Consider the following 12493-nt stretch of genomic DNA (forward strand, 5'->3'; position numbering starts at 1 on the left):
GTCAAGCCATCAATTGTATGAATATCCCCTTCATACTTCACGCTGTAGATGCGTTGACTGCACCCGCTCGCCCCAGTCACATAGTTTGCTATGCTCCTGAGGACTTACGGCCTGGTCGCCTTTCTACAACGCGAATTATTTTGGGGATAGATAAATAGTAGTACTTACTCACATCCCGCGCGGAACTCGCTCGGGCTGGCCCCGGTACATTTCTTAAACACGCGCGAAAAATAGAGCTGATCTTCAAAACCGACGTTGCGCCCGACGCTGGCGATCGGCATACGCGTGGTGCTGAGCAACAGTTTTGCCTGAAGGATGCGCTGGTCTTCGCGCCAGCTTAATACGCTGACGCCAAGCTGCTGGCGGAACAGATGCGACAGGCGCGAGGGCGACAGGCAGACGTGCTGGGCAACGCTTGCGATCTCAAAATGGTGATCGGCCAGATGGTCGCTAATGTACTGGCACGCATCGCGTACGCGGTTATCAAGCGGGGGGTTAAGCGAGGCACTTAACACTTCCATGCGCCGTAGCAGGAGCTGTTCTAGCAGATTGATCGCCAGCAGCTCTGCGTAACGCCCTTCCGCCTGCCCGGCCTCAATAATCTGCCCAAACAGCTGAGAAAAGTTTTGCTGGTGCGCGTCGTCCGGGCGAAAAAAACCGGTGTGGGCAAAAATCGGCTCCCAGTTCAGCCACTCCTGCCAGTACGCCCGGGGGCGGAAGTAGACCCACTGGTGATACCACTCTTTGCTCTCGGGCGCCCGGCCATAGTGGTGCACCTCTCCCGGAGGGAACAGCAAAATATCGCCGGGGCGGCAGAGGTAATTTTTCCCCTGGTTATTGATAACGCCTTCACCGCGCACGGTTAAATTCAGAATGTAGCCTTTCATCCCAAGCGGGCGGTCAATGAAAAAATCCAGCGGCCCTCCCGCTTCTATCGGCGTTAAACCGGCCACCAGGTGGGCGTTAAAGGAGTACCCCGGCAACAGGGGATCGTTTTGCATTTCAGCCATCATCAAACTCGCTATTCAATTGGCATAACGGAAACAATTTGTCCATATCCCTGACCCGGTTCATCCGCCCCCGGGTGCCGAAACATTCCGCGGCTCTGATGGCATCATAACGCCGTAATTTAACTGGACAGATGCTTTTCATGCGCCAGAAATCACGTTTTGTGAAGATAGCCAAAGTGTTTATAAAAGTAGCAGAAATATCCACATCGATTATTTGCGGGGCGTCACATTTCTCAGCGGCACAGCTTATTTATCCATAACTACAGCGGATCCGCCCTGACGGTTTTGCAGCATAAAAACTAATGTCATTCCCATAGCTAACAGGTCAGGGAGTTTTAAAAAATGTCGATTGCGCTGGGCCTCGATTTTGGCAGTGATTCCGTTCGCGCTTTAGCCGTAGATTGTGACAACGGCACCGAACTTGCCACCAGCGTGGAGTGGTATCCGCGCTGGCAGGAAGGGCAATACTGTGACGCCCCAAACAACCAGTTTCGCCACCATCCTCGCGACTACATTGAATCCATGGAGCGGGCGGTCAAAACCGTGCTGGCGCAACTTTCTGCTGAACAACGCGCCCGGGTTTGCGGCATTGGCGTCGACAGCACCGGCTCCACTCCCGCCCCAATTGATGCCCAGGGCAATGTGCTGGCACTGAGGCCGGAATTTGCCGACAACCCAAACGCCATGTTTGTGCTGTGGAAAGATCATACTGCGGTTGAAGAGGCCGAAGCGATTACCCGCCTGTGCCATATGCCTGGGAAAAATGATTATTCCCGCTACATTGGCGGCATTTATTCCAGCGAGTGGTTCTGGGCAAAAATCCTGCACGTCACCCGTGCCGACCCGAAGGTGGCGCAGGCGGCGGTATCCTGGATTGAGCTATGCGACTGGGTTCCGGCGCTGCTCTCCGGCACGACGCGCCCACAGGATATCCGCCGCGGGCGCTGTAGCGCCGGGCATAAATCTCTGTGGCATGAAAGCTGGGGCGGCCTGCCGCCAGCCAGCTTCTTTGATGAATTAGATCCCATCATTAACCAGAACCTGGCTTACCCGCTGTTCAGCGCAACCTGGACGGCGGATATTCCGGTGGGCAACCTTTCTGCCGAATGGGCTGAGCGCCTGGGCTTGCCGCAAAGCGTGGTGATTTCCGGCGGGGCGTTTGACTGCCATATGGGTGCCGTTGGCGCAGGAGCGCAGCCTAATACGCTGGTAAAAGTTATTGGCACCTCGACCTGCGACATTTTAATTGCCGACAAACCCACAGTCGGCGAACGCGCCGTGAAAGGGATTTGCGGGCAAGTGGATGGCAGCGTAGTGCCTGATTTTATTGGCCTTGAAGCCGGGCAATCCGCCTTTGGTGATATCTACGCCTGGTTTGGGCGCGTGCTGGGCTGGCCGCTGGAACAGCTGGCGGCGCAGCACCCGGAACTACGCGAGCAAATCAACGCCAGCAAGAAACAGCTGCTGCCTGCGTTAACGGAAGCCTGGGCGAAAAACCCTTCCCTTGAGCATCTGCCGGTAGTGCTCGACTGGTTTAACGGCCGCCGCACCCCGAATGCCAACCAGCGCCTGAAAGGCGTGATTACCGACCTGAACCTGGCAACCGATGCGCCCGCGCTGTTCGGTGGGCTGATTGCCGCCACGGCCTTCGGCGCGCGCGCGATTATGGAATGCTTTACCGAACAGGGGATACCGGTCACTAACGTGATGGCCCTCGGCGGTATTGCACGCAAATCACCGGTCATCATGCAGGTGTGCTGCGATGTGCTCAATCGTCCTTTGCAGATTGTTGCCTCTGACCAGTGCTGTGCATTAGGCGCGGCAATTTTTGCCGCCGTTGCCGCAGGCAAACATGCTGATATCTCCCGGGCACAACAGGCGATGGCGAGCCAAATCGAAAGCACCTTGCAGCCAATCCCGCAGCGCGCCGAACGCTTTGAACAACTTTATCGCCGCTATCAGCAGTGGGCGGTTAGCGCGGAACAACATTATCACCCTTCAGCCCCTGCCGCGACCTCTCGCGCAGCCCAGGCCACAGTGACCCATTAAGGACAAAGCGATGAATATTTTTGAACAATATGAAGTGTGGTTTGTCATCGGCAGCCAGCATCTGTACGGCGCAGAAACGCTGCGCCAGGTGAATCAACATGCCGAGCAGGTGGTGAACGCACTCAATAAAGAAGCCAAACTGCCGTGCAAACTGGTGCTGAAACCGCTGGGCACCACGCCTGACGAAATTACCGCTATCTGCCGTGATGCCAGCTACAGCGATAAATGCGCCGGGATGGTGGTGTGGTTACATACCTTCTCACCGGCCAAAATGTGGATCAACGGCCTGAGCATCCTGACCAAACCGCTGTTGCAGTTCCACACCCAGTTCAATGCGCAGATCCCGTGGGGCAGTATTGATATGGACTTTATGAACCTGAACCAGACCGCCCACGGCGGCCGCGAGTTCGGTTTCATCGGCGCTCGTATGCGCCAGCAGCACACCGTCGTGACCGGCCACTGGCAGGATCCGCAAGCGCATCAGCGCATTGGTTCCTGGATGCGCCAGGCGGTTTCAAAACAAGATACCCGTCAACTGAAAGTCGTTCGTTTCGGCGACAACATGCGTGAAGTGGCCGTGACTGACGGCGATAAAGTCGCAGCGCAGATGAAGTTTGGTTTTGCGGTCAATACTTACGCCGTGGGCGACCTGGTTGAGGTGGTCAACGCCGTCAGCGAGGGTGACATTAACGCGCTGGTGGATGAATACGAAAGCAGCTACCGCCTGAGCGCCGCCGCGCAAATCAACGGGGATAAACGCCAGAACGTCATCGATGCCGCGCGCATTGAATTGGGAATGAAACAGTTCCTTGAACGAGGTGGATTTCACGCATTCACCACCACCTTTGAAGATCTGCACGGCCTGAAACAGCTTCCGGGCCTCGCCGTGCAGCGCCTGATGCAGCAAGGCTACGGCTTTGCGGGCGAAGGCGACTGGAAAACTGCCGCTTTGCTTCGCATCATGAAGGTGATGTCAACCGGTCTGCAAGGCGGCACCTCATTTATGGAGGACTACACCTATCACTTCGAAAACGGCAACGATATGGTGTTGGGTTCCCATATGCTGGAAGTTTGCCCGTCTATATCAACGCCTGAAAAACCGATCCTTGATGTGCAGCAACTGGGGATCGGCGGTAAAGACGATCCTGCACGTTTGATCTTCTCGACAAAAACCGGCCCTGCGCTTAATGCGAGTCTTATCGATCTCGGCGATCGCTTCCGTCTGCTGGTGAACTGCGTCGATACCGTCGAAGCGCCGCATCAGCTGCCGAAACTGCCTGTCGCCAATGCGCTGTGGAAAGCGCAGCCGGATCTGCCTACCGCATCCGAAGCGTGGATCCTGGCAGGTGGTGCGCACCACACCGTGTTCAGCCAGTCTCTGACGCTTGACGATATGCGCCTGTTCAGCGAACTGCACGGTATCGAACTGGCGGTTATTGATAACGACACCCGCCTGCCTGCGTTTAAAGACTCTCTGCGCTGGAACGAGGTTTATTACAGCTACAAACGCTGAGGCATTTCGCTCCTCATCCCGGTCCCCCTCTCCCTGGAGAGAGGGCCAGGGCGAGGGAAAATCCCGGAGAACGATATGTTAGAACAACTCAAACGTCAGGTGCTGGAAGCAAACCTTGCATTACCCAAACATCATCTGGTCACCCTGACCTGGGGTAACGTCAGCGCGGTAGATCGCAAGCGCGGCGTGCTGATCATCAAACCGTCGGGCGTCGATTACAGCGTCATGACCGCGGAAGATATGGTGGTTGTGAGCCTGGAAACGGGCGAAGTGGTGGAAGGTGATAAAAAGCCTTCTTCTGATACCCCAACACACCGCCTGCTGTACCTGCAATTTCCGCACATTGGCGGGATTGTCCACACCCATTCACGCCATGCGACAATCTGGGCACAGGCTGGTCAGTCAATACCTGCAACCGGGACGACTCATGCGGATTACTTCTACGGCACTATTCCCTGCACCCGCAAAATGACCGATGAAGAGATCAATGGCGATTACGAATGGCAAACCGGTGAAGTGATTGTAAAAACCTTTGCTGAACGTGGAATCGACGCCGCGCAAATGCCCGGCGTATTGGTCCATTCTCACGGCCCGTTTGCGTGGGGCAAAGATGCAGTCGATGCGGTACACAACGCCATCGTGCTGGAAGAAGTGGCCTATATGGGCATATTCTGCCGCCAGCTCGCGCCGGAGTTAGCGGATATGCAGCAAACGCTGCTGGATAAACACTATCTGCGTAAGCATGGCGCAAAAGCTTATTACGGGCAGTAAGCACTGTATATAAAAGCAGTAAAGCCGTATGAAGTGGTCTATAATCAGGCCACTTTTTTCTGTTATGAGAATGCAGCGTGTCGCAAGCTCGTCAGGGGTTTCTCTTAACGCGTCACTGGCGAGATACCCCGCTCGGTACTGAAATTGAATTCTGGCTGGCCACGGATGATGGCCCGGTGAAGGTACGCCTGCCGCCCCAGGAGTCAATCGCCTTTATTCCACAATCGCAGCAGGCCGAAGCGGCACGTCTGCTCGCAAACGAAAACCAGTACCGGCTCACGCCGCTGCCCCTCAAAGATTTCCACCGCCAGCCCGTTTGCGGCCTGTATTGCCGCCAGCATCGCCAGTTAATGCGCCTGGAAAAAATGCTGCGCGACGGCGGAATTAAAGTTTATGAAGCCGATATTCGCCCGCCCGAACGTTTTCTGATGGAACGCTTTATCACCGCCCCTGTCTGGTTTCGCGGTGAGCAGCAAAATATGCTGGTGGCTGAAACCAGGCTGAAGCCCTCCCCCGACTATCGCCCGCCGCTGAAATGGGTGTCGCTGGATATTGAAACCAACCGTCACGGCGAGCTGTATTGCATCGGCCTTGAAGGGTGTGGGCAGCGCATTGTGTATATGCTGGGCCCGGAAAATGGGGATGCCAGCGGGCTGGATTTTACGCTGGAATATGTCGTCAGCCGCCCGCTGCTGCTCGAAAAACTCAACGACTGGTTCGCGCATCACGATCCTGATGTGCTGATTGGCTGGAACGTGGTGCAGTTCGATTTACGCGTGCTGCAAAAAATGGCCGAACGTTATCAGGTCCCACTACGTCTTGGGCGTGAAAATAGCGTGCTTGAGTGGCGCGAGCATGGATTCAAAAAAGGGGTGTTCTTCGCGCAGGCAGCCGGACGGGTGATTATCGATGGTATCGAAGCATTGCGCTCTGCCTTCTGGAATTTCTCCTCTTTTTCCCTCGAGTCGGTTTCTCAGGAATTACTTGGCGAAGGTAAATCTATCGATAATCCCTGGCAGCGCATGGACGAAATTGACCGCCGCTTTGCCGAAGATAAGCCCGCACTGGCGAAATATAATCTCAAAGACTGCGAGCTGGTCACGCGCATTTTCCACAAAACCGAGCTGATGCCATTCCTGCTGGAGCGCGCCACGGTCAACGGTTTGCCGCTTGACCGCCACGGCGGTTCGGTGGCGGCATTTGGGCATCTTTATATTCCACGCATGCATCGCGCCGGCTACGTGGCGCCAAATCTCGGCGAAGTGCCGCCGCAGGCAAGCCCCGGCGGCTATGTGATGGATTCGCGTCCGGGTCTTTATGATTCCGTGTTAGTGCTGGATTACAAAAGCCTTTATCCGTCAATTATCCGCACCTTTCTTATCGACCCGGTAGGCCTGGTGGAAGGGATGGCGCAGCCTGAGCCGCAGCACGCGGTGGAGGGTTTTCTGGGCGCTTATTTTTCCAGAACTCAACATTGCCTGCCGGAGATCGTCGGGCAGATCTGGTCAGGCCGCGATGAGGCAAAACGTCACGGCAATCAGCCGCTGTCACAGGCGTTGAAGATCATCATGAATGCCTTTTATGGCGTGCTGGGCACCAGCGCCTGCCGTTTCTTCGATCCTCGACTCGCTTCGTCGATCACCATGCGCGGGCATCAGATCATGCTGCAAACCAAAGCGTTGATCGAATCTCAGGGCTATGACGTGATTTACGGCGATACGGATTCCACCTTCGTCTGGCTCAAAAAAGCCCATTCAGAGGAGGATGCCGCGCGCATCGGCAAGCAATTGATGAACTATGTGAATGCGTGGTGGAAAACACATTTGCAGGAGACTCAGCAACTCGACAGCAAGCTTGAGCTGGAATTTGAATCGCATTTTTGCCGCTTCCTGATGCCAACCATTCGCGGCGCCGTGGAAGGTTCCAAAAAGCGCTATGCGGGAATGATTCAGCAACAGGATAAGCAGCGCATGGTGTTTAAAGGGCTGGAAACCGTACGCACCGACTGGACGCCGCTGGCTCAGGAGTTTCAGAAAACGCTTTATTTACGGGTTTTCCGTCATGAGCCGTATCAGGATTACATCCGCGAAACCATCGCCAGTTTGATGGCGGGTGAGCTGGACGAGCAGCTGATTTATCGCAAACGGCTGCGCCGCCCGCTCGGTGAATACCAGAAAAACGTACCGCCGCACGTGCGTGCTGCGCGTCTGGCCGATGAACATAATCAACGGCTTGGGCGGGCGCCCCAGTACCAGAATCGCGGCACCATCAGGTATGTGATCACCACCAACGGTCCGGAACCGGTGGACTATCAGGAATCACCTCTGGACTACGATCACTACCTGACGCGCCAGCTCCAGCCGGTGGCCGAAGGAATTTTACCCTTCCTTGAGGATGACTTTGCTACACTGATGACAGGGCAATTAGGGCTATTTTGACGGTGACGAATCCATTGGCTTCCAGTACCATAGCGCCCTCTTAAATCATCCTTAACTCTACTTTGAACTACCGCCCCCTTTGCGCGCGGTGGTTTTACTATTGCCTGCAAATCTTAGTAACTGATAATAGAGCCGAAATCTTATGCCTTTTACACTTGGTCAACGTTGGATCAGCGACACCGAAAGCGAACTGGGACTGGGAACCGTGGTCGCTTTAGACCCACGCATGGTAACCCTGCTCTACCCTGCCACCGGTGAAAATCGTCTGTACTCCCGAAGTGACTCGCCTATCACACGCGTGATGTTTAATCCGGGTGATACCGTCACCAGCCATGAAGGCTGGCAACTCAAAGTTGATGAAGTTAAAGAAGAAAACGGTTTGCTTGCCTACATTGGCACCCGTCTGGATACCGAAGAAGCCGGCGTCATGCTGCGCGAAGTGTTCCTCGACAGCAAGCTGGTGTTCAGCAAGCCGCAGGACCGGCTTTTCGCCGGGCAAATCGACCGCATGGACCGTTTCGCCCTGCGCTACCGTTCCCGCGTTTACCAGAGCGAACAGTATCGCCAACCGTGGAGCGGCCTGCGCGGTATGCGCACCAGCCTGATCCCGCACCAGCTGAATATCGCCCACGATGTGGGCCGTCGCCATGCGCCGCGCGTCTTACTGGCGGACGAAGTAGGCCTGGGGAAAACCATTGAAGCCGGGATGATTTTGCACCAGCAGCTGCTGGCCGGCAGCGCTGAACGCGTGCTGATTGTGGTGCCGGAAACCCTGCAACACCAATGGCTGGTTGAAATGCTGCGCCGCTTTAACCTGCGCTTCTCCCTGTTTGACGACGAGCGTTATGCCGAAGCCCAGCACGACAGCGATAACCCATTCGAAACGGAACAGCTGGTTATCTGCTCGCTGGATTTTGTGCGCCGCAGCAAGCAGCGCCTTGAGCACCTGTGTGAAGCCGAATGGGATTTGCTGGTGGTCGATGAAGCGCACCATCTGGTGTGGAGTGAAAATGCGCCAAGCCGTGAATATCAGGCTATTGAACAGCTGGCCGAATATGTTCCGGGCATCCTGCTGCTAACCGCGACGCCTGAACAACTGGGCATGGAAAGCCACTTCGCACGCCTACGGTTACTCGACCCGAGCCGCTTCCACGATTTCGAGCAGTTTGTTGCAGAGCAGCAGCACTACCGCCCGGTTGCCGATGCCGTTGCTTTACTGCTGGCGGGCAATCATCTGACCAACGATCAGCTTAATATGCTGAGTGAGTTAATTGGCGAGCAGGATATCGAACCGCTGCTGCAAACGGCGAACGGTAACCGTGAAGGCAGCGATGCGGCGCGTCAGGAACTGATTTCCATGCTGATGGACCGCCACGGCACCAGCCGCGTGCTGTTCCGTAACACCCGTAATGGCGTGAAAGGGTTCCCGAAACGCGAGCTGCACACCATCCGTTTACCGCTGCCAATGCAGTATCAAACCGCGATTAAAGTCTCCGGCATTATGGCCGCGCGTAAATCTGTTGAAGAGCGCGCCCGCGACATGCTGTATCCGGAACAGATTTACCAGGAATTTGAAGGGGACAGCGGCACCTGGTGGAACTTCGACCCGCGTGTTGAATGGCTAATGGGCTACCTCACCAGCCATCGCTCACAGAAGGTGCTGGTGATCTGTGCCAAAGCCGCGACCGCCCTGCAGCTTGAGCAAGTGCTGCGCGAGCGCGAAGGTATTCGTGCAGCGGTGTTCCATGAAGGGATGTCGATTATCGAGCGTGACCGTGCTGCGGCCTGGTTTGCCGAAGAAGACACCGGTGCGCAGGTACTGCTGTGCTCCGAGATTGGCTCCGAAGGGCGTAACTTCCAGTTCGCAAGCCAGCTGGTGATGTTCGACCTGCCGTTTAACCCGGACCTGCTGGAGCAGCGTATTGGCCGTCTGGACCGTATCGGCCAGGCGCATGATATTCAGATCCACGTTCCTTATCTGGAAAAGACCGCGCAATCGGTGCTGGTGAAGTGGTTCCACGAAGGTCTGGACGCCTTCGAGCACACTTGCCCTACCGGCCGTACGATTTATGACAGCGTGTATCCGCAGCTGGTTGAGTATCTGGCCGCGCCGGAAAATACCGACGGTTTCGAAACGCTTATCAAGCAGTGCCGTGAACAGCACGACATGTTGAAATTGCAGCTTGAGCAGGGGCGTGACCGCCTGCTGGAAATTCACTCCAACGGCGGTGAGAAATCACAAGCGCTGGCAGCGTCCATTTCCGCGCAGGATAACGATACCAACCTGGTGAGCTTTGCACTGAACCTGTTCGATATCGTCGGCATTAATCAGGATGACCGGGGCGACAACATGGTGGTGCTGACGCCTGGCGACCATATGCTGGTGCCAGACTTCCCGGGCCTGCCGGAAGACGGCTGCACCATTACCTTCGAGCGTGATGTGGCGCTGTCGCGTGAAGATGCGCAGTTTGTCACCTGGGAACATCCGATTATCCGTAACGGCCTGGATTTGATTCTTTCAAGCGACATCGGTAGCTGTGCGCTGTCTTTGTTGAAAAACAAAGCGCTGCCGGTGGGCACCTTGCTGCTGGAGCTAGTGTATGTGGTTGAGGCGAAAGCGCCTAAGCAGCTGCAGCTTAACCGCTTCCTGCCTCCGACACCGGTGCGCATGCTGGTGGACAAAAACGGCACTAACCTTGCCGCGCAGGTGGAGTTTGAAAGCTTTAACCGCCAGCTCAGCACGGTGAATCGCCATACCGGCAGCAAGCTGGTGAATGCGGTGCAGCAAGATGTTCACGCTATTTTGCAGCTGGCAGAAGAGAAAGTGGAAGCCGCAGCGCAGGTGCTGATTAAAGCGGCGCGCGAAGAAGCGGATGAGAAGCTAAGCTCTGAGCTTTCCCGTCTGGAAGCGTTAAAAGCGGTGAATCCGAACATTCGTGACGATGAACTCGAGGCCATCGAGAGCAACCGTCAACAAGTGCTGGAAAGCCTTGCGCAGGCAAACTGGCGGCTGGATGCGCTGCGTCTGATCGTGGTGACGCACCAGTAATGATAATGGAACCCTATAACCCGCCAACCGATCCCTGGCTGGTCATTCTGTATCAGGATGAGCACATGATGGTCGTCAACAAACCTTCGGGCCTGTTGTCGGTGCCCGGGCGGCTTGATGAGCATAAAGACAGCGTGATGACCCGTATTCAGCGTGATTTTCCACAGGCAGAATCGGTGCATCGTCTGGATATGGCCACCAGCGGCGTGATTGCCGTGGCGCTGACCAAAGCGGCAGAGCGCGAGCTGAAACGCCAGTTCCGTGAACGTGAGCCGCAAAAGCAGTATGTGGCGCGGGTTTGGGGCCATCCAGAGGCGGAAGAAGGTTTGGTGGATTTGCCGCTGATTTGCGACTGGCCGAACCGGCCAAAGCAGAAAGTGTGTTATCAAACCGGCAAAGCGGCGCAGACAGAATATCAGGTGCTGGAGTATGCGCCAGATAACTCCGCGCGCGTGCTGTTAAAACCTATTACCGGACGTTCCCACCAGCTGCGCGTGCATATGCTGGCGCTGGGCCACCCGATTCTGGGCGATCGCTTTTACGCCTCGCCTGAAGCATTAGCGATGGCGCCGCGTTTGCAGCTTCATGCGCAAATGCTGACCATTACTCATCCCGAGTACGGAACGCCGATGACGTTTCGCGCTCCGGCTGATTTCTGACCATCCCCTCTCCCCAAAAGGGCGAGGGGATTAATCCCACGAATGGATAAGGGTTTACTCTACTTGAACCCTTTCGCCGTTTTAATCAGGTCGTAGGCTTTCTGAATTTCCTGCGCCTTCTGCTTCGCCATTTCCATCATTTCTGGCGGCAGACCTTTGGCGACCAGCTTGTCCGGGTGATGCTCGCTCATTAATTTACGGTAGGCGCGTTTAATCGCGGTGGCGTCATCGCTGCTTTTCACGCCCAGCACGTTGCAGGCATCTTCAAGCGTTGGCCCACGCTGCTGCTGAAAGCCCCCGCCCTGCGAGCGGCTGTATCCGCCGCCAAACTGCTGGCCGCCTTCCATCATGCGTAAGAACTGATCGAACTGGACGCGTGAAATGCCAAGCTCTTCGGCAATCACATACAGCACGGCTCGTTCGTTAGGATGCAGGGAGCCGTCTGCGAACGCCGCCTGGATTTGAATTTCAAGAAACATCCGAATCAGGTCAAAACGGCCAAAGCAGACGCTGCGTAACTGACGCATTTTCTCACGTAGCGGGTAGCCGTTCTCCTTACCCACCCGAAACGCATGCTGCGCCGCGCTGCGCGCGTCACCGTGTAATTGCATCCGATCCATTAATAGCGAGGCTATCTGGATATCGGCTTCCGTGACGCGCCCTTTTGACTTGGTCAGATGCCCCATCACTTCAAAGGTGGTGCTAAAAAATAGCGACTGACGCTGCTGTTGGTTAGAAAACCAGGACTGACGACGGCTGCGCACCTTATCAATGGCATGGCCAATCAGTAACCCTAAAACCAGACCCCAGAAGCCACCGCCCATAATAAGTGCTATTGCGACACCGAGTACTTTTCCCCAATACTGCATATACTCCCCAAATCGTCATGCCGTCGGCTAGAATTTGCTTTATCATACCCGTCATTGATCGCGGTGCCTAACGAGAGACTGCTAAACCGGCAGGATTAATACTAGCGCTGCCGTGATGAGTAAGTTAGTCTCTGA

At 55.7% G+C, this 12493-nt stretch carries 8 protein-coding genes; 6 read left to right on the top strand and 2 right to left on the bottom strand.

The annotated features are described in order from the left end of the window. Positions 1-164: 164 nt before the first annotated feature. Entirely contained in the window at positions 165-1010 is an 846-nt protein-coding gene (gene araC / locus EHN07_RS12390) for an arabinose operon transcriptional regulator AraC (RefSeq protein WP_124024466.1), read from the bottom strand. 342 nt (positions 1011-1352) lie between these two features. On the opposite strand from araC, the gene araB reads away from it, so the two are divergent. From araB to rluA, 6 genes are all read left to right on the top strand, one after another. Beyond that, positions 1353-3059 carry a ribulokinase gene (gene araB / locus EHN07_RS12395; RefSeq protein WP_124024444.1) on the top strand — a complete coding sequence of 569 codons (1707 nt, stop codon included), beginning with the start codon at positions 1353-1355 and terminating at the stop codon, positions 3057-3059. Between the two features lie 10 nt (positions 3060-3069). Continuing rightward, a complete protein-coding gene (araA, locus tag EHN07_RS12400; RefSeq protein WP_124024445.1) occupies positions 3070-4572 on the top strand; it encodes an L-arabinose isomerase in 1503 nt (500 codons plus the stop codon). A gap of 75 nt (positions 4573-4647) precedes the next feature. Further along, positions 4648-5343, top strand: coding sequence for an L-ribulose-5-phosphate 4-epimerase (gene araD / locus EHN07_RS12405; protein WP_124024446.1), 696 nt, complete (start codon positions 4648-4650; stop codon positions 5341-5343). Between the two features lie 77 nt (positions 5344-5420). After that, positions 5421-7781 (top strand): DNA polymerase II, encoded by a 2361-nt coding sequence (polB, locus tag EHN07_RS12410; protein ID WP_124024447.1) that lies wholly within the window; start codon positions 5421-5423, stop codon positions 7779-7781. 142 nt (positions 7782-7923) lie between these two features. Beyond that, positions 7924-10830: an RNA polymerase-associated protein RapA gene (rapA, locus tag EHN07_RS12415; protein ID WP_124024448.1), complete on the top strand. Its 2907-nt coding sequence runs from the start codon at positions 7924-7926 to the stop codon at positions 10828-10830. After that, complete coding sequence (gene rluA, locus EHN07_RS12420; RefSeq protein WP_124024449.1) at positions 10830-11489, top strand: bifunctional tRNA pseudouridine(32) synthase/23S rRNA pseudouridine(746) synthase RluA; 660 nt, start codon at positions 10830-10832, stop codon at positions 11487-11489. The genes rapA and rluA overlap by 1 nt, the downstream gene beginning before the upstream one ends. A 59-nt stretch (positions 11490-11548) precedes the next feature. Here rluA and djlA read toward each other — a convergent pair whose 3' ends face one another. Further along, on the bottom strand, positions 11549-12358 hold the full coding sequence (djlA, locus tag EHN07_RS12425) for a co-chaperone DjlA (RefSeq protein ID WP_124024450.1): 810 nt from the start codon (positions 12356-12358) through the stop codon (positions 11549-11551). Between the last annotated feature and the right edge of the window lie 135 nt (positions 12359-12493).

Origin of the sequence: Buttiauxella warmboldiae, from assembly GCF_003818135.1 — a bacterium.
Taxonomy (GTDB): Bacteria; Pseudomonadota; Gammaproteobacteria; order Enterobacterales; family Enterobacteriaceae; genus Buttiauxella; species Buttiauxella warmboldiae.

What these genes read in the sequence shown, in the direction of transcription:
- araA (WP_124024445.1), top strand. Translation starts at nt 3,070, where the DNA reads ATGAATATTTTTGAACAATATGAAGTGTGGTTTGTCATCGGCAGCCAG.
- araC (WP_124024466.1), bottom strand. Translation starts at nt 1,010, where the DNA reads ATGGCTGAAATGCAAAACGATCCCCTGTTGCCGGGGTACTCCTTTAAC.
- araD (WP_124024446.1), top strand. Translation starts at nt 4,648, where the DNA reads ATGTTAGAACAACTCAAACGTCAGGTGCTGGAAGCAAACCTTGCATTA.
- djlA (WP_124024450.1), bottom strand. Translation starts at nt 12,358, where the DNA reads ATGCAGTATTGGGGAAAAGTACTCGGTGTCGCAATAGCACTTATTATG.
- rapA (WP_124024448.1), top strand. Translation starts at nt 7,924, where the DNA reads ATGCCTTTTACACTTGGTCAACGTTGGATCAGCGACACCGAAAGCGAA.
- rluA (WP_124024449.1), top strand. Translation starts at nt 10,830, where the DNA reads ATGATAATGGAACCCTATAACCCGCCAACCGATCCCTGGCTGGTCATT.
- araB (WP_124024444.1), top strand. Translation starts at nt 1,353, where the DNA reads ATGTCGATTGCGCTGGGCCTCGATTTTGGCAGTGATTCCGTTCGCGCT.